Source organism: Penaeicola halotolerans (genome assembly GCF_016464625.1).
GTDB lineage: Bacteria > Bacteroidota > Bacteroidia > Cytophagales > Cyclobacteriaceae > Penaeicola > Penaeicola halotolerans.
On sequence record NZ_JAEAGO010000003.1, the window covers coordinates 647,590 to 669,143 of the forward strand.

At 40.3% G+C, this 21,554-nt stretch carries 17 protein-coding genes and 1 other RNA gene; 3 read left to right on the top strand and 15 right to left on the bottom strand.

Going from position 1 to position 21,554, the window contains the following annotated elements; genetic code table 11:
- Positions 1 to 53: 53 nt before the first annotated feature.
- Positions 54 to 453: a transfer-messenger RNA gene (gene ssrA / locus I5349_RS10490) on the top strand.
- Between the two features lie 386 nt (positions 454 to 839).
- Here the strand turns inward: ssrA and I5349_RS10495 are convergent.
- The 6 genes from I5349_RS10495 to I5349_RS10520 all read right to left on the bottom strand — a co-directional run bounded on the left by I5349_RS10495 (position 840) and on the right by I5349_RS10520 (position 7,945).
- A complete protein-coding gene (locus I5349_RS10495) occupies positions 840 to 2,468 on the bottom strand; it encodes an ArnT family glycosyltransferase (protein ID WP_226390713.1) in 1,629 nt (542 codons plus the stop codon).
- 214 nt (positions 2,469 to 2,682) lie between these two features.
- Entirely contained in the window at positions 2,683 to 3,807 is a 1,125-nt protein-coding gene (dnaN, locus tag I5349_RS10500; protein WP_226390714.1) for a DNA polymerase III subunit beta, read from the bottom strand.
- A 126-nt stretch (positions 3,808 to 3,933) separates the two neighbouring features.
- Entirely contained in the window at positions 3,934 to 5,604 is a 1,671-nt protein-coding gene (gene gldG / locus I5349_RS10505) for a gliding motility-associated ABC transporter substrate-binding protein GldG (protein WP_226390715.1), read from the bottom strand.
- Positions 5,601 to 6,329, bottom strand: coding sequence for a gliding motility-associated ABC transporter permease subunit GldF (gene gldF, locus I5349_RS10510; RefSeq protein ID WP_226390716.1), 729 nt, complete (start codon positions 6,327 to 6,329; stop codon positions 5,601 to 5,603). Before gldF ends, gldG begins: the two co-directional genes overlap by 4 nt.
- A 1-nt stretch (position 6,330) precedes the next feature.
- Complete coding sequence (gene gldA / locus I5349_RS10515) at positions 6,331 to 7,242, bottom strand: gliding motility-associated ABC transporter ATP-binding subunit GldA (RefSeq protein WP_226390717.1); 912 nt, start codon at positions 7,240 to 7,242, stop codon at positions 6,331 to 6,333.
- Position 7,243: 1 nt separating this feature from the next.
- Positions 7,244 to 7,945 carry an SDR family oxidoreductase gene (locus I5349_RS10520; protein ID WP_226390718.1) on the bottom strand — a complete coding sequence of 234 codons (702 nt, stop codon included), beginning with the start codon at positions 7,943 to 7,945 and terminating at the stop codon, positions 7,244 to 7,246.
- A 140-nt stretch (positions 7,946 to 8,085) separates the two neighbouring features.
- Here I5349_RS10520 and I5349_RS14315 point away from each other — a divergent pair, with 140 nt between their 5' ends.
- Positions 8,086 to 8,388, top strand: coding sequence for a DUF6660 family protein (locus I5349_RS14315; RefSeq protein WP_369075570.1), 303 nt, complete (start codon positions 8,086 to 8,088; stop codon positions 8,386 to 8,388).
- Between the two features lie 38 nt (positions 8,389 to 8,426).
- On the top strand, positions 8,427 to 10,601 hold the full coding sequence (locus I5349_RS10525) for a TonB-dependent receptor (RefSeq protein WP_226390719.1): 2,175 nt from the start codon (positions 8,427 to 8,429) through the stop codon (positions 10,599 to 10,601).
- Between the two features lie 46 nt (positions 10,602 to 10,647).
- Here the strand turns inward: I5349_RS10525 and I5349_RS10530 are convergent, their stop codons facing one another.
- The 9 genes from I5349_RS10530 to mraY all read right to left on the bottom strand — a co-directional run bounded on the left by I5349_RS10530 (position 10,648) and on the right by mraY (position 21,543).
- The gene (locus I5349_RS10530) at positions 10,648 to 11,472 is read right to left on the bottom strand and encodes a purine-nucleoside phosphorylase (RefSeq protein ID WP_226390720.1); all 825 of its coding nucleotides are present in this window, start codon (positions 11,470 to 11,472) and stop codon (positions 10,648 to 10,650) included.
- A gap of 234 nt (positions 11,473 to 11,706) precedes the next feature.
- The gene (gene ftsZ / locus I5349_RS10535) at positions 11,707 to 13,206 is read right to left on the bottom strand and encodes a cell division protein FtsZ (protein ID WP_226390721.1); all 1,500 of its coding nucleotides are present in this window, start codon (positions 13,204 to 13,206) and stop codon (positions 11,707 to 11,709) included.
- 24 nt (positions 13,207 to 13,230) lie between these two features.
- A complete protein-coding gene (gene ftsA, locus I5349_RS10540; RefSeq protein WP_226390722.1) occupies positions 13,231 to 14,538 on the bottom strand; it encodes a cell division protein FtsA in 1,308 nt (435 codons plus the stop codon).
- A 7-nt stretch (positions 14,539 to 14,545) separates the two neighbouring features.
- Entirely contained in the window at positions 14,546 to 15,310 is a 765-nt protein-coding gene (locus I5349_RS10545) for a cell division protein FtsQ/DivIB (protein WP_226390723.1), read from the bottom strand.
- The gene (gene murC / locus I5349_RS10550; RefSeq protein ID WP_226390724.1) at positions 15,310 to 16,701 is read right to left on the bottom strand and encodes a UDP-N-acetylmuramate--L-alanine ligase; all 1,392 of its coding nucleotides are present in this window, start codon (positions 16,699 to 16,701) and stop codon (positions 15,310 to 15,312) included. Before murC ends, I5349_RS10545 begins: the two co-directional genes overlap by 1 nt.
- A complete protein-coding gene (gene murG / locus I5349_RS10555; protein ID WP_226390725.1) occupies positions 16,698 to 17,804 on the bottom strand; it encodes an undecaprenyldiphospho-muramoylpentapeptide beta-N-acetylglucosaminyltransferase in 1,107 nt (368 codons plus the stop codon). Before murG ends, murC begins: the two co-directional genes overlap by 4 nt.
- A gap of 4 nt (positions 17,805 to 17,808) precedes the next feature.
- The gene (locus I5349_RS10560) at positions 17,809 to 18,969 is read right to left on the bottom strand and encodes an FtsW/RodA/SpoVE family cell cycle protein (RefSeq protein WP_226390726.1); all 1,161 of its coding nucleotides are present in this window, start codon (positions 18,967 to 18,969) and stop codon (positions 17,809 to 17,811) included.
- 3 nt (positions 18,970 to 18,972) lie between these two features.
- A complete protein-coding gene (gene murD / locus I5349_RS10565) occupies positions 18,973 to 20,325 on the bottom strand; it encodes a UDP-N-acetylmuramoyl-L-alanine--D-glutamate ligase (RefSeq protein ID WP_226390727.1) in 1,353 nt (450 codons plus the stop codon).
- Between the two features lie 6 nt (positions 20,326 to 20,331).
- On the bottom strand, positions 20,332 to 21,543 hold the full coding sequence (gene mraY / locus I5349_RS10570; RefSeq protein WP_226390728.1) for a phospho-N-acetylmuramoyl-pentapeptide-transferase: 1,212 nt from the start codon (positions 21,541 to 21,543) through the stop codon (positions 20,332 to 20,334).
- Between the last annotated feature and the right edge of the window lie 11 nt (positions 21,544 to 21,554).

Here is a 21,554-nt window from a genome sequence, read left to right on the forward strand (position 1 = left end):
GAACTAAGATAGAGAGAACTTTTTTTGTGCTACTTTTGTCTTTTATGAAAATCGGGGTCGACCGGTTTTGACAGTAAGTGTTTACGTGTACCTGTCATGTAGGGTGTGGAGTGTACATCCTTAAGCAATTCGCTCGAACCATATTTGGCGAATCTAATTACGCCATGGCTGCCTAATCTACGGTTAATTCCTAGATAGGGCTAATCGGTTGAGTCCAAGAGGATTCCCGGGCCACATCTCGCAGCATTTCGTTTTGTCGGTGCTGAGTTGAGGTGTCGATCAGACTTAACTAGTTGCTATGACGCTACTAAATGGCAATGAAACTCTAGTGGCTAAGCGGAAAGTAGGTAGTTGCCGACCAGCTGAAGTCGAAAACCTAAAGTGCAACTAAACATGTAGAGGGTGCATAGTCTCCTTATCTGGACGAGGGTTCGAATCCCTCCGACTCCACAAACACTTTCAATATCCCTGTAAGTATTTTATTTACAGGGATTTATATTTTTTACTATTTTGATAGGCGGCTCGCTTGGTTAAAAACACTTTAAAAAAATAATAGCGCCCATCGAGCGCTATCATTTCATCATTCTTAAACCATAAATCAAATGAAGCATCAGTTGAGGAAGTTTATGTACCTAAAAAGGCACAAACTCATTAACTAATACTTTATTATGTACGTAAAGATATAATAATTTGTTTTAATTCAAGAATAAAACATATTAAACATTGTTAAAAAATTTTAAAACAATAGATTTTACTAGAATATTGCGAACTTTTATCATAAAAAAAATCCGCCATTACTAGCAGATTTACAGGCAGTTACCTTTAATTAAGGTTAAGTACTACCACTCAAACAGTACAAGCTTTACTCCAAACTCATCCATGAAGTATTCACTTAATATTTTTGCTCCTGAAGGTAATTCGTGCGCGTGACAGAGATATTGCTTTCCTTTTGTAAGCTTATCTGTAAGCGTTAGTGGTTGTTTGAATTTCTGATAATAGTAATAGCTAAATGCGAATGGAGGCCATTGATAATGCTTCTGAGCTACAATCAGATTGGTCATTGGAACTTGTTGTTCTATCAACTGACCTATCGTGTAAAAGTCCAAATCATGACTGATCCCTAAAGCTTGAATAGCTTCCTTTGGCTCATTATTCTTAGTAGAAATCTCTCTTTGAGGCAAAACATAGATGTCAAATGCTATCCTAATAATAATAATGGAAAGTAGTAATAATTGTAACTCTGAGGATTCTCGCCTCTTATAAAAGTAAGCAATCAAAAAAAGTGATCCTGGACAAAGGATTGCCCAAACTATATCCACAGGATAAAGTCTCACCTCAGGAAACCACGGAACTATGGATAGTCCAACCCCTCCTATCAATAAAATTCCCCAGAAGAATTTAGCCCAATACCTTCTATAAGTTTCCCACAAACCCAACTCTCCAGCTATATTCCACACACCAACTGATAGCCACAAGAAAAATGGAATAAACATGAATAAATACCTCGTCTTCGTACCTGGAGATATGGCATAAATCAATAGATTACTTACTATGAAAATTCCTGCAAACAGCAATAGCTTATTTTCAAAAACTCTATTTCTGATCTGCTTACTCCAAAGTGGTAAAAGCATAAAAGTCCAAGGACCTGTAATCAATACTAACTCAAGCGGAAAAATCAAAGGGTAAGCCAAAGTTTGAAAAATAGAAGCACTAATAGCCGTTCGTTGAGTAGACTCAGTTAGTAATCTAATTAGAAATTCTGTAGGATCATTGTGATAACTGTAAGCAAAGAAATAAACCCCTAAACCAGTTAAAAGGACGAAAATACCTACTATATGAGCCAAAGAAAATAGTTTTTTAAACTGTTTCTGATAGATGAACCACGTTAGTAGTGTAATTGCTTGAAAAGCCAATGAAGGTAAACCTTTGGTCATCAAGCCCACAAATGTCAACAAATAACTGAGCGTGAAAAGTAGCCAAAACTGCCTTTTTTCAAACAATAAAAATATTAAGCAGACTTGCCAAAAAACAATCAAGCTGTAGAAAATGTCGATCTCTCCTATCACAGTAAACTGTAATAGTAATTGAAAGACGGTCATGAACATCAGTGCGCTGGTGATGGCCTGAGTCTTACTTAAGTATCGACTTCCAACCAAATATATAGACCAGCCAAAGATAAAAAACGCTACTAAACTGGCTAATCTGACTACTATCTCAGAGGTACCAAAAAGAAGGAAAAAACCTCCTAAATACCAATTATAAAGTGGGGGTTTGTTGTAATAAAATGCACCATTGATCTGTGGCGCTATCCAATTACCAGTCTCTATCATCTCTATCGCTACGATCGCTCTTCTTGGCTCCTCAAACTTCAGTGGCGGTTGATGCAATCTGTACAGGCAAGCAAACAAAAGCAAACTAAAAAATATCGCTAGGTACAAAGAGCTGTATTTTTTTGGTAGATCTAGCATTAGATGATGGTTATTGAAAAACTTAAGTGTGTACTATGCTTCAAAATAATCTTAAAAGTAGTTTAAGTACTATTGAATACTTAAAGATAAAAAGCTACTTATATTTTATAGAAATCATTGACTCTTTTTATTTATCCAATCACTTCAATAAAAAGACGAAAAAAAACCTTGACCTGTAACAGCCAAGGCTTATATAAAATTGATTTTTTAGTACTTAGACATAATTATTAAGCATCACTGGCATCACTAGCATGAGGATATCCTCATTATCATCCTTATCCTTTGGCACGATAAGTCCTGCTCTGTTAGGTGCCGAAAACATCAATGTGACTTCTCTAGACACGAGATTGGCAAGCATCTCTATGAGGAACTTAGCATTGAAGCCGATCTCTATGTCTTCCCCATTGTGCTCACAAGAAAGTCTTTCGTTGGCTTCATTAGAAAAGTCAAGATCCTCAGCAGAGATCAATAGTTCACTACCTGTCAGCTTCAATCTTACTTGATGAGTTGTTTTATTGGCATAGATGGCAATTCGCTTAAGTGAACTCACCAAATCCATGCGATCAATCGTCATCAAGTTTGAATTATCGGCTGGGATTACGTTTTCATAATCAGGAAAACGTTCATCTATCAAGCGACAGATCATCTTGATATTATTGAATTTAAAATAGGCGTTTGAGGCATTGAATTCTACTGTCACCGAAGTGTTTTCAGATGGCAAAGTTGACTTCAATAAGTTGAGTGCTTTGCGCGGGATGATGATCGCACTACCATCTTCAGAGGCTACATCTACCCTTCTATATCTGATAAGTCTATGGCCATCTGTCGCTACAAAAGTCGTATTTGTCTCACTTAGATTGACATAAACGCCTGTCATCGCTGGTCTCAACTCATCATTGCTCGTAGCAAAGATAGTATTAGCTATAGCGCTGCTAAGTACTTCTGTAGACATCTCCACTGTAGTTGCATTAGAGACTGTAGGAATTTTAGGGAAGTCTGTGGCATTTTCACCCGCTAGCTTGTATCTACCATTGTCACTGCTGATCTCTACACTGTAGCTGTCATTGTCTATCGTAAAAGTGACAGGCTGCTCTGGCAGATTCTTCAATGTCTCCATCAAAATCTTGGCAGGAACAGCTATCTGACCGTCTTCTTTGGCTTCTACATCTATCACTGTCATCATGGAGGTCTGTAGATCTGAGGCGGTGACAGTCAATTTCCCTTCTTTGATTTCAAAAAGAAAATTTTCCAAAATGGGCACTACCGGATTGGTAGTCACTACGCCATTGATGCTCGATAGATGCTTCAATAAAGCGGATGAAGAAACAATAAATTTCATATCGTGAATGCGGTTTTTACTATGTAGAATTACAATTCGGTAAATTTAAAAATAAAATCATAATTGCATGAGTCTTTCTCGCTTTTTAGCCAAAAACTATGCAAACCTATTCATTATACAGCTTTGCTATTTGAGGGATGTATAGCTTCTTTTTCTCCAAGCATACCTAAGCACTCCAAAGACAATAATACAAATTACAGGTAATGCCACATTGAGGAGCTGCCAATAGGTCTTTTCACGTAGTATTTTCGGTCTATCGAGCGGCCTGATTTTGATTTGTTTGTTTCTAGCGAGTATGATACCTTGCTCATCGAGCATGTAAGCTAGCGTATTTTGGATAAAGTCTGCATTGGCAAAACTTCCAGAAAATGGATCTTCTCCTAATGGAAAAGGTGTTTTGTCTTCTAGGCTGATGTCATTTCGTAAAAAATCGCCATCAGAAACGACTAATGCTTTACCTACACCTTTATCTCTCCTATCATTAGTATTGGCTCCATCTGGCAAAAATCGATTGTTGAAAAGTGATGTAAACTCGCCTTCAAGTAAATAGGCCAAAGGAAGATATTCTCTTCCAAAAGTAGCGAAGTCAGGCTCTTCGATATAGTCATTAAAAGCTACTCGCGCAGGAGTAGGAAGTACTCTCGAGTAGTTAGATGTAAAAACTAGAGGGGTTTTCAAAACGCCCTCAGCCTTGACAGTGTCCATCGAACTCACAAACCTAAAGTAAACTGCATCTAAATTCTTGGTGATTGGATGCTGCTCCAAGTTATTGGCTATCACATAAAATGGCCAAGGCAATCGGCTAATCTGAGGCTGATCCCCATAGTCTCCTGCAACTACAGGATAATATCCACTCCTCAGGTCTTGTACAAAATCACGGTTTATCCTGACACCATATTTGAAGAGCATGTCATCCAAATTTACTTCAAAAGGCAAACCTATAGCACCTTCTGGAGCTCCAGCCTCTGCCATGTCTACACGCATCACGTCTAGAAAAAATAATACATTGCCTCCACTTAAAAGATACTGATCAAGCTTAAACTTTTCAAGCTCCGAAAACTCACTTTTTGGCTTATTGATGATGATAGCATCAAATACGCTCAGGTCTTGAAGTTTGCTCAAGTCAAATTTGAAAACATCATATTTAGTCAGCAAAACATCAGTCAGACCCAAGACATCTAGTGAGTCCAGTTCTCCATGACCTATAGAAAGCCCTATACGAGGCCGTTCTTCACCTACAAGTACTTTTAGTGAAGAGGCTATCTGATATTCTATGTTTTCTATTGACTGATTGAGTATCTCTTCAGGACTAGCTGGGGAGTTTCCTTGATTTTTGAGTAGCTGTACTCCTACCATTTGGTCACCCATTTTAATCCCTAAGCCCGGGAAAATTAATTTACTCGATCTTTTCCCATCCTCATTGATCATCAAATTGGTAGGCCTCACTCCCATCTGAGCTAGCTCTCTCATAAACTCTATCTTATAGTCTTCATCCACTATAGTGACTGGATCTACAAAGTAGTAAGAGACTCGAACATTGGCATAAGCCTTAAATTGCTCGAGCATCTCGATAGTAGATTGCTGTAGTCGCTTCATACCTGAAGGTAAATCTCCTGCTAGGTAGATTTCAAATTCTATCTCCTCTGGAATACTCCTAGCTAAACTAATCGCTGCATCACTGATGCTATAGCGCTTTTCTTCTGTCAAATCCCATCGATAAAAATAACTCGCAGAAAAGAAGTTTATCGCAATGATCCCAACAAGCAGCAACAGAAGATTAAGTGATCTAGCTTTCATGACTTACTCCTTTCTAGTATATGAGTAGTTGAATAAATCGACAGTATGATCAAACTGACTAAGTAGATAACATCTCGCGAATCTATCAAACCCCTACTCAATGAATCATAGTGATAGGACAAACTCAAAAACTCTATGAATAATGATAAATCACTCCAGACATTGATATTGGCTATAGAAGACAAACCAGTATGAAAGAAGAAACTAAAAAATACTGCGAGTATGAATGCTACGATTTGGTTGTCTGTAAATGATGAAGTCAAAACTCCAAAACCAGTAAATACCGCTCCAAGCAGTAACAAACCTATGTAAGAACCTATCACTCTCGCGGTGTCGATATTACCGATCGGATCTCCTAACTGATAGATAGAGTAATAATAAATAATGGTAGGAAGAATCGTCAGCGCCATCAATGTGAATCCTGCTAAGTACTTGCCTATAACAATATCTGTCACCTTCAATGGACTGGTGTAGAGTAACTCTAGCGTACCTGCTTTTTGTTCCTCTGCAAACATCCGCATATTGATCGCAGGCACCATAAACATCAAAATGTAGGGTGCATAATAAAAGAAAGCAGACATCTCCGCATAGCCATATGTAAGGACATTGGATTCAGGGAAAACCCAGACGATCAAGCCCATACTGACTAGAAAAATGGCCATCACAATGTAGGCCACTAGACTATTGAAAAAACTATTGATTTCTTTGATATAGATATGCCACATATCAGCGAGTCAATTGGTGAAAAATAGTTTCTAAAGAATCCGATTGCTGTCTCAAGCCTTCAACCGATAATCCTCGCTGACTCAACTCTCCAACGATTTTACTTTTGACTTGAGCGGATTTTTCGCATTTAAGCAAATATTCTCGCGATTTGACCTGTTCGACTGATATCACACCTTTGATACTCATAAGTATCTCTACAGACACTTCAGTACTCAACTCTATGTATAGTAGGTCTTCTTCACTAGTGCTTTGCGTTAGGTTGTCTAGTCGATCATTTGCTACGATCTTTCCTTTGTTGATGATGACTACCTGGTCACAAAGCGCTTGGACTTCCTGCATGATGTGAGTAGAAAATATCACCGTCTTATCCTTGCTCAAAGATTTGATCAAACTTCTAATCTCGACTAGTTGATTAGGATCTAGACCTGTAGTTGGCTCATCCAAAATCAAAACTTTCGGTTGATGGATCAAGGCCTTGGCTAATCCTACCCTTTGACGATATCCTTTGGATAGCTGCCCTATTTTTTTGTGTTGTTCCAAAGTCAAACCACACTTTTCTATCATCTCATGTACGCTGTCTTTCCTTTGAGACCTTGGCACATCAAAAAGTGCTGCCGTGAATGACAAATACTCTTTTACATACATATCAAGGTATAATGGATTGTGCTCAGGAAGGTAGCCAATCATTCGCTTGGCAGCTATTGGATCTTTAGCGACATCTATGCCGCAGATAGTCACCTCTCCTGTATCAGCTGAGAGGTAACCTGTGGCAATTTTCATAGTAGTAGATTTCCCAGCTCCATTTGGCCCCAAAAAACCTAAGATTTGACCTTCTTTAGCTTCAAAGGAAATTTCATCCAATGCCTTTTGCAACCCAAAAAACTTACTAACTCCTACTACTTTGATAGACATATTACTTTTGTTTTCCTCTTGGTCTAAGTGGTCTCAGCTCGATATCTGCCACGAAATAGTTTGGATGTGTCTCGAGCGTTTGCACTATAGTGGTGGCAACGTCCTCAGGCCTCATCATATTATCATTAGCGTTCATTCCTTCTATATCATCAAAAAAATTAGTCTTGACAGATCCAGGATATACCGTACTCACTTTGATGCCAAAGTCACGAAGCTCCATGTACATAGAATGAGAGATTCCTCTTACAGCATGCTTAGTCCCTACATATCCAGCGAAGTTTAGCACGCCATTGAGACCAGCGATAGATGCGATATTGATGATATGCCCCTCATCTTGAACTTTCATATTAGGCACGATCAATCTGCTGACATAAAAGATCCCATGGACATTGGTATCAAACATCGCTTTCCAGTCCTCCACTTTCATCTCGTCTATAGGAGCTGCCACACCAAAGCCTGCATTATTAATCAGGATTCTGATATCATTACCTAGTTTTTGAGTAGTGTCGGCATATGCCTTTTCTACACTCGATTGAGAGGCTACATCGCAAGTGAAAAAGTGGAAATTTATATGATTGAGAGAGGGTTTACTTCTCCCCCATCCAGCTACGATACATCCTTTATCTAATAGTTGCTTGACAGTTTCTAAACCTATCCCTTTACTGACCCCTGTTACTACTGCTACTTTACCCTTTAAGTCCATATTTCAAAATTATAAATTAATCTGTGTTTAAAATGATTTTGTGATTTATTTCAGCTTAGTCAACACCACTAAAAAGGATTTGGTTTGTATATCAAACATTCATGCAACAGTGTGTACAAAATCTATTGCTACATTTATGCATGCATTGGCTCAAGACACTTTTTACTATTTACTTATTTGTGCTATCAGCATATCCATGTCAAGATCTCACTCAGACTTGTAGTGGTGAATCGATAGATATTTGTCAAACAGACACAGAAAAATCTAATGAAACTGAAAGCTGCTCTCCGCTCTGTAGCTGTGAATGTTGTCAAACTGTTTTGAGTATCAATCAGAGTCTTCACCTAGGTTTTTCAAAAAATCCTAATAGCTCAGAGATGGCATTTTTTGGTTCCTATCAGCCTTTCAATAAAGAATTGAAGGATCCTCCCCCGATTTGTTAGCTGACTCAATAAATCATTCAGCTAATTAAAATCATCTTATGAAAAATTATATCCTTATGGTACTGCTCTGTATTAGTAGCAGCATCGCTTATAGTCAATCTATCTCATTCAAAACTATCGATGAAGCAGGCCAAATTCTCATCGGAGTCAGTGTTCAAATTAAGGAAACTAAGACAGGCAAAGTATCTGATAATAATGGACTAGTGTCATTTACAGATTTATCTGCTGGAAGCTACACTTTTGTATTTAAATATCTCGGATATGAATCTGTCACTATCAAACAACAGCTTCCTATACAGATCGAGATGCCAATCATCGTATCGCTAGAAGAGTCTCATGAGCATGAGATGGAGGCTATCACTGTCAAAGCTACGCGTACGAGTAGGCTCATAGATAATACTCCTACAAGAGTGGAAGTGATCGCTGGAGAAGAGTTGGAAGAAAAAGGTAATATGAATGCCGCTAATATCTCTATGATCTTGAGAGAGAGCACGGGTATTCAGGTTCAGCAGACATCTGCTACTTCTGCCAATGCTACCTTTAGAATTCAAGGGCTTGATGGCCGATATACTCAACTCCTCAGAGACGGCATACCTCTGTACAATGGATTTGCAGGAGGACTAAGTATCATGCAGATACCACCTCTAGACTTACAACAAGTCGAAATTATCAAAGGCAGTTCGTCTACACTGTATGGAGGTGGTGCCATTGCTGGACTTATTAACTTAGTCCCTATCAAACCTACTGATGAACGAAGACTTAACTTGATGACAAATTTCACCTCTGCGGGCGGACAAGATTATAATGTCTTCTATGCAGAAAAATTTGGTAAAATAGGCACCTCTGTATATGGAACATTAAACAAGCAAGCGTTCTACGATCCAGATGGAGATCGCTTTACCAATATCCCTGAGATCTCAAGATGGAATCTTAACCCTAGTATATTCTTCTATGGAGAGAACGATGCTGTACTAGAAATAGGCGGTATTTTCTCTGAAGAATCTAGAAATGGTGGTGACATCAGAGCACTCAATGAAACTCCTGGATTCAGCTATGTAGAGCGGACTAAAACAAATAGAAATGCAGCTGTCATTCAATATCAGCGATCGCTTAATGCTAGTACAAACTTGCAGATAAAAGGGAATTATAACTACTATGACAGAGAAACTCGACTTGCTAATTTCCAGTTTTCCGGAATCCAAAAATCTAGCTTTTCTGAGATCAATTTGACTAAAAAAGCTAAAGAAAATGATGAATGGATCGGAGGATTAAACCTATGGACCGATCAATTCGATGATAGGTCTATTCCCACTTCTATCAATCTAGGTTATCAGCTTACCACAGTGGGTGCATTTCTCCAAAGAACCACTAATATCAATGACAAAAACACACTTGAAAGTGGGTTAAGGATAGATCACACGACTGATTACGGGACTTTTGTATTGCCGAGAGTTTCATGGCTTCACCGCTTCAATAGCAGACTGAGCACTCGACTTGGAGGTGGATTAGGATATAAAAATCCGACTGTATTTACTGAAAAGTCAGAGGAAATCAACTTTAGGTATGTACTACCCACTTCTCCAGAAGATAATGCCGCAGAGCGTTCGGTCGGAGCAAATTTAGATGTCAACTATTTGATCCCCATTGGAGATGAGGCTTCATTATCTATCAACCAGCTATTTTTCTACACTCAGATCAATGATCCCTTGATCCTACAGCCCGAACCTGACATGGTTTTTCTGAAATACAATAATGTATCTGGAGATGTCCATACCGCAGGCTTCGAAACTAACATCAAAGCCAATTACAAAGACTTCAAGCTATTTGCTGGCTATACTTTTATCAATGCTCGTAACCACTATGAAGGTATGAATATGCCCATACCACTCACGCCTAGATCTCAAGTGGGTGTAGTATTGATGTATGAAATAGAGGGAAAACTTAGAGCAGGCTTTGAAAGCTACTTTACAGGTAGGCAATATCTGATGAACGAAAGCTACTCACCTAGTTATTGGAGATTTGGGTTTATGGGAGAAAAGATCTGGGAACGATTTTCTATTTTCATCAACTTTGAAAACTTTACAGATACTCGACAGGATAAGTTTTCGCCAATCGTAGGTGGAAGTCCTAATGAACCTACCTTTACTCAGATATGGGCTCCTACTGATGGTTTTATAGTCAATGGAGGGTTTAAGATCTTTTTGGGAGAATAAAAAATACCGAGGGAAATGATTCTCTCGGTATTTTCTTTACTTGACTTTAATCTATGCTAGCAATCAACTCACTGATCACTTTAGCCATCCCAGGTTCTGCTTTCATAGCAGCAGCGATCACTTCTGCTACTGTTACTTTTTTGATATTACCTGGAGTACACAAGTCCGTGATAGCAGATATCGCAAATACGGGTAAGTCCATATGTCTCGCTACGATGACTTCAGGTATAGTAGACATCCCTACGGCATCTCCACCGATGACCCTTAGGTAGTGATACTCAGCCTTGGTCTCCAAGTTTGGCCCTTGTACTCCTGTATAAACGCCAGTATGGACTCTAATACCATGTTTTTTAGCAATAGCCAATGCTTGGTCGATCATACCTTGATCATAAGGCTCACTCATATCAGGAAATCTTACACCAAAGTCATCAAGATTTTTTCCTCTCAATGGATTCTCTGGAAATAGGTCCACATGGTCTTTGATAATCATCAAATCACTGATCTTAAAATCAGGGTTCAACCCACCAGCTGCATTACTCACAAAAAGTCTCTTAATTCCGAGTGCTTTCAATACGCGGACTGGGAAAGTAACTTCTTGCATACTGTAACCTTCGTAGTAGTGAAACCTACCCTTCATCGCTACGACTGTCTTCTGACCTATTTTACCAAAAATCAACTTACCAGAATGGCTCTCCACTGTAGAAATGGGAAAATGAGGAATATCTTCGTAGTTGATCTCGTGCTGAATATCTATATGATCAATGAGCTGACCTAAACCGGTTCCGAGGATGATGCCAAAATCAGGAGTAATATCAAATTGCTTTTTGATGTAGTCCCTTGCACTTTTTATTTTTTTACTATAAGTCTGCATATTTCTTTCTTTTGTCTACAATTATAATCAAATCTCTACTGACATGTTTGACAAGATAGCCATAGTGATGGACAAAAATAAGTCCCACAGACGGCTGTCATATGGGACTATGGATGGAAATGCAAATCCCAGCCCTCCCTATTAGCTTCACAGCAAAGAGGAGGATTTGTCAGAAAAACTTCACTGTTAGTCTTTCGGGCAGGGCAGAATTACATACTTATATCCAGCTGTCTATTAGTCTACATTATCGTAGAGAAAACGATTATTCCCTAAGATCTCATTGTCATCTGTGAGATTAAACCTAGAGATGTTCTCCTCATTAGATGGCTGCACATTATTGAGCTTTACGTTCTTGCGAAGATAAGCTGGCTTTTCTAGCTTCTCTTTGAAGTCTTCAGAAGAGATCTGAGTAGGTCTCATCTCTTTGAGTTTGTCATATCGCTCCATAGCTCTTTCCATAGCGAGCTTTTTACGCTCCTCATAGTATGAAAGCTGCTCTACTGGAGAATCTGCTGGCTTTTGCTTAATCTCAAAAGTAAACTGCTCGTCTTCTTCCATATCAAAAGCATCCGACTCTTCAGACTGCTTGGATTCATTGACTTGATTGCTCACTGTAGTGGGTTTTGGAAAGTCAAATGAAAAGGCAGTACCAGGCTTAAGACCCTCAGTAGACTGCTCAGGTGCTTCATCGAAAAGCTTTGTTTGCTTTCCCGACTCTAGATCAATCACCTTTTTTGAACTAGAGCGAGCTGTCAGGGGGTTACTCTCAAAGCCGGTAGCGATGACTGTTACCCTGATACCTCTGCCTAGCTCAGGATCTACACCATGACCAAAGATCATATCTGCTTCATCACCAGCCTTCTCTTGGATATATTCAGTGATAGCCGATAGCTCGTCCATTTGAAGCTCTTCTTCCTCACCAGAAAGGATAGAAAGAAGTATTTTCTGAGCACCATTGATGTCTACATTATTAAGTAGTGGTGAAGTGATCGCTTCTTCGGCAGCTCTAAGGGCTCTATTTTCACCCTCTACCTCAGAAGATCCCATCACGGCAGCACCTGCACCATACATGACAGTTTTCACATCTTCAAAATCGACATTGACATCTCCATGCACAGTGATGATTTCCGCGATAGACTTAGCAGCAGTGGTGAGAATATTATCTGCTTTAGCAAAAGCCGATCTGATGCCTAAGTTGCCATATACTTCTCTCAACTTATCATTGAGGATGACAAGCACTGTATCACAGTTTTCACGTAGTTCGCGAATACCATTTTCCGCTTGCGCCATTTTACGTTTACCTTCAAATCCAAACGGAGCAGTAACGATACCTACCGTCAGGATATCCAGTTCTTTAGCCACCTTAGCGATGACTGGGGCAGCTCCAGTGCCTGTACCACCGCCCATACCTGCTGTGATAAATACCATTTTGGTATTGTCACTGAGCAAGTCTCTGATTTCTTCTTTGCTCTCAAGTGCTGCATTTCTTCCTTTTTCAGGATTGGCTCCAGCTCCAAGACCTTCTGTTAGGTTAGCTCCTATCTGAAGCTTCAGTGGCACTGGGCTGCTCTTGAGTGCCTGTGCATCCGTATTGCAGATGACAAATTCTACATCCTTGATGCCTTGATTATACATGTGGTTTACGGCATTTGAGCCACCACCTCCCACGCCTATCACCTTGATGATAGACTTGTGATTTTTTGGGATTTCGAAACGATAAGCGTTTTCTGACATGATTTCCTCCTCCTTTTATGTTTATTAATAATCTGAATCGTTATAATCGTCTGTTAAGAATGTCTTGGTCTTTTGGATAAACTTAGACAAGAAAGCACCACTAGACTTCTCTTCTTTAGTCTCGGGTTTAGCATCCTTTACATCTTTCAATTTACTTCTGTATTGATTTTCTCTTTCGTCCAAAGCTTTAAATCCAGCTAGTACTAGACCGACTGAAGTGGCATACATCGGGCTTTTCACAGCATCCACTTTGGTTCTGCCAAGGTGCTCATTTGGATGACCGATACGTGCATCTAGACCAGTCATGTATTCAAATAGTTGCTTGACATACTGCAGCTGCGACCCACCACCTGTGATGACAATACCGCCAGCCAGCTTTTTGTAATAGCCTGAGGCGATGATCTCCGCTTGAACCATCTCGATGATCTCAACCATACGAGATTCAATGATGTATGCGAGATTTTTGATCGATATCTCCTTTGGTGCTCTATTTCTCAGACCAGGGATAGATACGATCTCGTTTGGACTGGCTTCCTCTGCTATGGCTTTGCCAAATTTGATTTTCAATAGCTCTGCTTGGTTTTGCATGACCATACACCCTTCTTTGATATCAGAAGTGATGATATTACCACCAAATGGAATCACAGCAGTGTGGCGAATAATGTTGTCATGGAATATAGCTACATCTGTCGTACCACCACCGATATCTACTAAGCAGACACCAGCTTCTTTTTCTTCTTCGCTAAGTACAGCCAAACTACTCGCTAGAGGTTCAAGGATCAGATCCCTAGAGTTAAGATTGGCTCTTTTTACGCATTTATTGATATTGTTAATAGCATTGGTTTGTGCAGTGATGATATGGAAGTCCGCCTCTAAGCGCACACCTGACATCCCTACTGGATCTTTGATACCATCTTCATAGTCTACGATATAGTCTTGTGGCATCACATGGATGATCGTATTGCCTGGAGGCATCACGATATTTTCCATATCATGTGCGAGTCTCTTCACATCCTCTATGGTGATCTCATCATCCTTAGACGGTCTGATGATACTTCCATGATGAATAGAGCTCCTTATATGCTGTCCAGCGATCCCGATGATGACTTCACCGATATTGACTTCCGCCATTTCTTCAGCTTCTGCGACTGCCTTTTGGATAGCCGCTACAGTCTTGTCGATATTGGTGACTATACCCCTGATCACTCCATCAGAGACAGCCTTACCCATACCCATGACTTCTAGCTTTCCAAATTCATTTTTGCGCCCTACGATGGCACAGATTTTTGTGGTTCCTATGTCGAGTCCGACAATGATTTGATCCTTTTCCATAGCTATTTTATTCACAAACGATTTGATCCTTATATTTTAAATTCACTCTGCTGTAGTAGTTCCAGCCTTTAGCTGGCAGTATTTCATCATAGAAGATTTTCAGCTTCTCAAATTTCTCTTCGATCTGCTCAGGTTTACCAAACTCTATCAGCTGCTTGCCTACCTGCTGGTAAATAGTGATCTGCCCCTTACTATCTATATCTAAGGAAGCTACCTGTGCTTTCCAAAACTTGTCCCTTTCTATAAAATCCAATAAATCCATTAGCGATTGATGCGCTTCAGTCAAGTCTTGCGCCTTAATCAGTTGCTCTCCAAAAGCTCCCTCGATAAGGGTAACTCTTGCTGTAAATTTCTTAGAAGTAGGCAATATCAAACCTTCCTCACTGATGTAAGCATCCGCTGCATTGACGCGAACTATCCTTGCCAATGGCTTATATTGATCGATCACTACTCGAAGGTTACCTTTAAGGTCTACAAAAGCTTCAGCCCTTTTTACAAATGGATGCCCTGCTGCTTTACTTTCTATAGCACGCATATTTAAACCTGAGATAGGGTCACCTGCCTGTACGATACCATCTTCTGGATTGGTGATCATATTCAAGATGTCTGCTTCTTCTACAAAAGACACTCCGCTGATCCCCTCTACATAGATCGATATACTTTGGACAGTCTTCTGACTATTTTTCTTTTCGACCAAAGCAATAGACGCAATCATCAGCAGCGAAATCGCCACTAAGAGTATAGTCTTCTTTATCTTGTTTTGCTTTGACATCATTTATTTTCTAACCAATTTTTAATAGGCAATACCAATGTATCAATATCCCCTGCACCTATGGTGACTAGGACTTCTATTTCATTTTTCTTTAGATCTTCCAAAAGGTTACTTTTGCTACTCATTTGATGAGGCACTGTGATCGCTTCAAGCAGCATCTCTGAAGTCACACCAGTGATAGGAAGCTCTCTAGCAGGATAAATATCCAAGAGCACCACTTCATCCGCCAAACTAAGACTCTCTGAAAATCCAGCTGCAAAATCTCTAGTTCGCGTAAAGAGGTGAGGCTGAAACACTGCTGTTACTTTTTTATTTGGGTACATCGCTTTGACTGATTTGAGGAACGCGTCAATCTCCGCAGGATGGTGTGCATAGTCATCTATGTAGATCGTTTGATTATTTTTGACCACATATTCAAACCTTCTTTTCACTCCTTTGAAGGTGCTAATACCCTCTTTTATGGCAGAATCACTCACTCCTAGACTTAGCGCCACGCTGATGGCTGCTAGTGCGTTTTCCACATTGTGATAGCCTGGCATCAAAAGCTCTAAACCACTAATCTGATGCAAATCTGATGTATAGTCAAAGTGAAAAACTCCATCGACAATCTGAATATTTTTAGCTTGAATGTCGCCTTTATCTATACCATATGTCTTAATACTTACTTCTCCTAGCTTAGCCTTATCTAGTCTGCTTACTGCATTGGCTGATATGAATAGCTCACCTCCAGCACTAGTGAGTTGCGCATAATCATTAAATGACGCCACGATATGTGCATCATCACCATAGATATCTAGGTGATCTGGATCTACTGCTGTGATGACAGAGATATTTGGGTGTAAGTGTAGGAAAGAACGATCAAACTCATCTGCTTCTATCACCGCTACTGCTTCTTCTAACCCTTCTTCATGGATGAGTAGATTGCTATGATAATTCTGTGTGATCCCTCCTAGAAAAGCGGAAACATTGACTCCACCAACTTTTAGTAAGTGTGCCACCATAGAAGAAGTAGTCGTCTTGCCGTGAGTACCCGCTACGCCTACAGCAAATAAACTCTGTGTGATCAGCCCGAGCACTTCTGCTCTCTTTTTGATCACATAGCCATGTTCTCTAAAGAAAGCCCACTCTTGATGATCCTTTGGTATAGCAGGCGTGTATATCACTAGTACAGATTCCTTGTCTGATGACTTGACATCCTCTGCTATCAAAGACACTTGATCATCAAAGTGAATCTTCATACCTTCTGAGATCAGTTGATCAGTGAGTTTAGTAGGCGTCTTATCATAGCCATATACCGCCATGCCTCGGTGCATAAACCAGCGAGCAAGTGCACTCATACCGATACCACCGATACCTAAGAAATAGACGCTATGTAACTGTTCTAACCTCATTTAGCTAATCTCAATATTTCATCTGCTATATCACTTGCTGCATTTGGCTTAGCAAATACCTTGATATTATTGATCAATTGTTCTTGCAGTACTTTGTCATTCACTAAACTTAATACCTGAGGGATCAAGTCCTCTGAAGCTTTGGCGTCCGCCACCATCAGTGCCGCCTCTTTGCTGACCAAAGCCATGGCATTTTTGGTCTGATGATCTTCTGCCACATTAGGTGATGGCACAAAGATCGTAGGCTTGGCTACTACACTAATCTCTGAGATCGATAGTGCTCCCGCCCTAGAAATCACCACATCAGCAGCGGCATAAGCTAGATCCATCTCTTTGATGAATTCAAAAAGATGAATGCCTTTAGCCAACTTTGCTGCCAACTCAGTTCTCAAGTTTTGATAGTAAAACTTCCCACACTGCCAGAGCACTTGTACTCTAGCTGATGCTAGTGTCTCTACTTGGTTGATCAGCACTTGATTAATCGTGTGAGCTCCTAAGCTACCTCCGATCACTAAGATCACAGGCTGATCAGCATTTAAGCCGAAATGAGACAGCGCTTTAGCTTTCTTGTCTGATATATCTAATATGTCTTTGCGAACAGGATTGCCTGTCCACTTGATCGCTTTCGCTGGAAAGAACTGATCCATCTGATCATAAGCCACACAGATGGCCTTTGCTTTACCTGCCAAAAGTTTATTGGTCAAACCAGCATAACTATTTTGCTCCTGAATGACTGTTGGAATTCCTTTTTGCTGTGCCTTGTAGAGCAGTGGTCCACTTGCATATCCACCTACTCCTATGACCACATCTGGTTTGAAGTTTCTAATCAACTTAGAGGATTTGGTCAAACTCGCGATCACTTTAAAAGGAAAACTAAGGTTATCCCAAGTCAACTTACGCTGCAAACCACTGATCCAAAGTCCTTCGATAGGAAACCCTGCCTCAGGTACTTTTTGCATTTCCATTTTCCCTTCAGCACCCACAAATAAGATCTCTGCATCAGGTTGCTTTTCCCTGATAGCATGCGCAATAGCGATAGCAGGATAGATATGCCCTCCTGTACCTCCACCACTGATCATATATTTGTTTGCGTGCTTTTCCATATCATCAAGCAGCCGCAGCTGTCATTTTTCTATTACTTGTTTGTTCACTTTCCAGTGCTTCTTCTTGCTCTCCTCTGCTAATACTCAAGATCGCTCCTAGTGCTATGCCTGTGAAAAGCAAAGACGTACCTCCCATACTTAATAGTGGAAGTGGCAGTCCAGTGATCGGTCCTAAACCTACGGCTACTCCCATATTGACCATGGCCTGCAGTACCAGCGCAAAACTGAGTCCCGCAGAGAGCAGTCCTCCGTACGGCCGATTAGAATTAGCTACTGTTCGCATCCCTCGATAGAGTAGCGCTAAGTAGAGAAATAAGATAAATAGTCCACCTACTAAACCGTACTCTTCTAAGATAATCGCAAAGATGAAATCCGAATACGGATGTGGTAGAAAGTTACGCTGATCACTATTTCCAGGGCCTTTGCCTACGACTCCTCCTGTAGCTATCGCGATATATGACTGCTCTGCCTGATAAGGCACCTCTGTCTCCACCCAGAAATTTTCTATACGGGAGAAAAAGGTGTTACCACGCTGACCTGCAAAAATCGCTATCGTACCTGCCAATGCACCGATGACGGCCAGCATCATCAAGTTTTTAAATGGTACACGGCCGATAAACATGAGCAACATACAAGTTGCAAACAACAAGATGGCGGTAGACATATTAGCCAATGCAATCAGTCCACAAATAGCTCCACACCAGATTAGAATCGGCAAAAGTGATTCTTTGAAGCTTTCAATATTCTTCTGACGCTTGGCCAACATTGAAGCCAAAGCAGAAATCAATGCCAACTTAGCCAAATCTGACGGCTGAAAGGCTTGATTGATGATCGGAATAGTGAGCCATCTAGAAGCTTCATTTTTATTCACACCATAGAGAAAAGTAAAGAGCAAAAGTGGCACAGAAACCCAAAGTCCTAATAGCGCAATCTTAGCAAAATACTTGTAATCAATACGGTGCACCACCCACATGACGAATAAGCTCAAGAATACCAACATGGCATGCTTGATCAGATAGGCTTCTGTATTGCCGCCCATGCGCTTATATGCCAGAGTACCTGTAGCGCTATACACTACTAAGATGCTGATCACCGAGAGAGTAAATACAATCCCCCAAATGACCGAGTCTCCTTTTAAATTATTTGTTGCCCAAGCCTTTATCATAATTTAGCTTTTAGCTTCTTTTATTTTGTTCAAGACCGCATTTCTAAACTGTGCTCCACGATCTTCATAATTCTTAAATAAATCAAAACTTGAACAGGCTGGAGAGAGTAAGACAACATCTCCCGCAGTCGCCCAAGAAACCGATGTCTCGATGACTTCTTCTACACTTTGCGTCTCATGAAACTTCTCTACCACGTCTGCATATGCCGCCTTGATTTTGCTATTATCAACTCCCAGACAGATGATTCCCTTAACATACTGCTTGACGATTGGCATGAGTGTCTCATAGTCATTTCCTTTATCAATACCCCCAAGCACCCATATCATTGGCTGTTTAAAGCTATCAAGTGCATAAAATGCAGCATCTACATTGGTCGCCTTGGAATCATTAAAAAAGCTCACGCCATTCAGCTCACCTACTAGCTCTAACCTATGTGGTGCATTTTTAAATGTCATCAGAGAGGGTAAAATTTGCTCTCTACTTAGTCCAGCACTTGTTGCTGCTAGTACTGCGTGCATGGTATTGAGCATATTATGCTTTCCTCTTAGAGCAACGTCCGAAGCGTCTATTTCAAAATGTTTGTCTTCAAAGCTGAAGTACATGATCTCTCCATCAAACCAAGCACCTTGAGCTACTTTTTGGCTAACGGACACTTGGTACTTACTAACCTTTGGTTTGCGCTCATCAAGTCCTTTCCAGATATATTGATCATCTAGGTAGTAGATAAAATGATCCTCTGGCTGCATATTATTGACTAAATTGAGCTTGGCTTGGATGTAATTTTCCAACCTATACTCATACCTATCCAAATGATCTGGAGTGATATTAGTAATCATCCCGATAAATGGTCTAAAAGCCTTCATACCATCTATCTGAAAGCTACTCACCTCTAATACCCACCAAGCATGATCTCCAGTGACTAACTGAGCAGCCATACTTTTACCAACATTCCCCCCGAGTGCTACATCATATCCAGCTTCTTTGAGCAAGTGATAAGTCAGCAGCGTGGTAGTCGTTTTTCCATTGGTTCCAGTGATCGCGATTACTTTTCCTTTAGTATATCTGAAAGCAAACTCTAATTCATCGATGACTAAGATGCCTTTTTGCTTCAAAGCAATCACTATCTCAGCTTTATCAGGAATCCCTGGACTTTTGATTACCTCATCTGCATTTAAGATTTTGTCAGCAGTATGCTGAAGCTCTTCATATGAGATGTTAGCCTGATCAAGTTGTACCTTTCTCCCTTCCGCTATGCTTCCAGCATCAGACACAAAGACGTCATATCCCTTTGCCTTAGCTAGCAAAGCGGCTCCAACTCCACTCTCTCCACCTCCGAGTATGACCAGTCTTTTCATTTTTCCTTATCTCAATTTTAGTGTTGCCAATGTCAAAATCGCTAATAAGATCCCTAGAATCCAGAATCTAGTGACGATCTTAGGCTCTGCCATGCCTGATTTCTGATAGTGATGGTGTAGCGGGGACATCTTAAATATCCTTCTACCTTCACCGTATTTTTTCTTGGTGTATTTGAAATAGCTTACTTGCAATATCACGGATAGATTTTCGATCAAAAAGATCCCGCAGAGCACTGGGATAAGCAGTTCTTTGCGCAAGACAAGTGACAACACTGCTATACTTCCTCCTAAAGAAAGACTTCCAGTATCTCCCATAAAAACTTGAGCTGGGTAAGCATTGTACCACAAAAATCCAACACAAGCGCCTACAAAAGCCGAGCAAAAGATCACGAGCTCTCCAGAGTTAGGGATGAACATCACATTGAGGTATTGAGAGAAAATGGCATTACCACTGATGTAGGCAAAAATGGCAATTGTTAAACCTATGATAGCGGATGTTCCCGCAGCCAAACCATCTATCCCATCAGTGATATTAGCCCCATTAGATACTGCTGTGATGATGAAAGTCACCAAAAGTACATAGAGGATTGGTGTCATACTATCGCCCAAAAAGCCCAAGACTTCTTCATAGTTGAGTTCATTGTTTTTCATAAAAGGAATGGTCGTCTTAGCGCTTTTCACATCCTTAAATGCTGGAGTCTCCACCACGCCTTCTTCTATAGAGACACTTGTCTGAAACTCTCTCACTACAACATCTTCATGATAATAAAGCGTCAGCCCTACGATCACTCCGATGGCTACTTGACCTACGATCTTGAATCTACCAGCAAGCCCCTCTTTGTTCTTTTTAAATACCTTGATATAGTCATCCAAGAACCCGATCGCTCCAAGACCTACTGTAGTGATAATCAAAAGGATGATATAAATATTGAATACTTGAGCAAAGAGCAGCGTAGGAAAAATAATCGCTGCAATGATGATCAAGCCACCCATCGTAGGTGTTCCTTTTTTCTCCATTTGACCCTCTAATCCAAGGTCTCTGATGCTTTCTCCTACTTGTTTTCTTTGAAGTAGACTAATGAGATATTTACCAAAAGTGATAGTAATGAGCAAAGACACCACTGCCGCCATACCTGCTCTAAAGGATATGTACCTAAAGACCCCTGCCCCTGGGAAGTTTACTGCTTGGTCTAAATAGTCAAAAAGGTAGTATAACATTTGTCTTGGTG

Excerpts from the sequence above, each read along its gene's own strand:
- I5349_RS10495 (WP_226390713.1), bottom strand. The coding sequence starts at position 2,468 with ATGCTAGATCTACCAAAAAAATACAGCTCTTTGTACCTAGCGATATTT.
- dnaN (WP_226390714.1), bottom strand. The coding sequence starts at position 3,807 with ATGAAATTTATTGTTTCTTCATCCGCTTTATTGAAGCATCTATCGAGC.
- gldG (WP_226390715.1), bottom strand. The coding sequence starts at position 5,604 with ATGAAAGCTAGATCACTTAATCTTCTGTTGCTGCTTGTTGGGATCATT.
- gldF (WP_226390716.1), bottom strand. The coding sequence starts at position 6,329 with ATGTGGCATATCTATATCAAAGAAATCAATAGTTTTTTCAATAGTCTA.
- gldA (WP_226390717.1), bottom strand. The coding sequence starts at position 7,242 with ATGTCTATCAAAGTAGTAGGAGTTAGTAAGTTTTTTGGGTTGCAAAAG.
- I5349_RS10520 (WP_226390718.1), bottom strand. The coding sequence starts at position 7,945 with ATGGACTTAAAGGGTAAAGTAGCAGTAGTAACAGGGGTCAGTAAAGGG.
- I5349_RS14315 (WP_369075570.1), top strand. The coding sequence starts at position 8,086 with ATGCATTGGCTCAAGACACTTTTTACTATTTACTTATTTGTGCTATCA.
- I5349_RS10525 (WP_226390719.1), top strand. The coding sequence starts at position 8,427 with ATGAAAAATTATATCCTTATGGTACTGCTCTGTATTAGTAGCAGCATC.
- I5349_RS10530 (WP_226390720.1), bottom strand. The coding sequence starts at position 11,472 with ATGCAGACTTATAGTAAAAAAATAAAAAGTGCAAGGGACTACATCAAA.
- ftsZ (WP_226390721.1), bottom strand. The coding sequence starts at position 13,206 with ATGTCAGAAAACGCTTATCGTTTCGAAATCCCAAAAAATCACAAGTCT.
- ftsA (WP_226390722.1), bottom strand. The coding sequence starts at position 14,538 with ATGGAAAAGGATCAAATCATTGTCGGACTCGACATAGGAACCACAAAA.
- I5349_RS10545 (WP_226390723.1), bottom strand. The coding sequence starts at position 15,310 with ATGTCAAAGCAAAACAAGATAAAGAAGACTATACTCTTAGTGGCGATT.
- murC (WP_226390724.1), bottom strand. The coding sequence starts at position 16,701 with ATGAGGTTAGAACAGTTACATAGCGTCTATTTCTTAGGTATCGGTGGT.
- murG (WP_226390725.1), bottom strand. The coding sequence starts at position 17,804 with ATGGAAAAGCACGCAAACAAATATATGATCAGTGGTGGAGGTACAGGA.
- I5349_RS10560 (WP_226390726.1), bottom strand. The coding sequence starts at position 18,969 with ATGATAAAGGCTTGGGCAACAAATAATTTAAAAGGAGACTCGGTCATT.
- murD (WP_226390727.1), bottom strand. The coding sequence starts at position 20,325 with ATGAAAAGACTGGTCATACTCGGAGGTGGAGAGAGTGGAGTTGGAGCC.
- mraY (WP_226390728.1), bottom strand. The coding sequence starts at position 21,543 with ATGTTATACTACCTTTTTGACTATTTAGACCAAGCAGTAAACTTCCCA.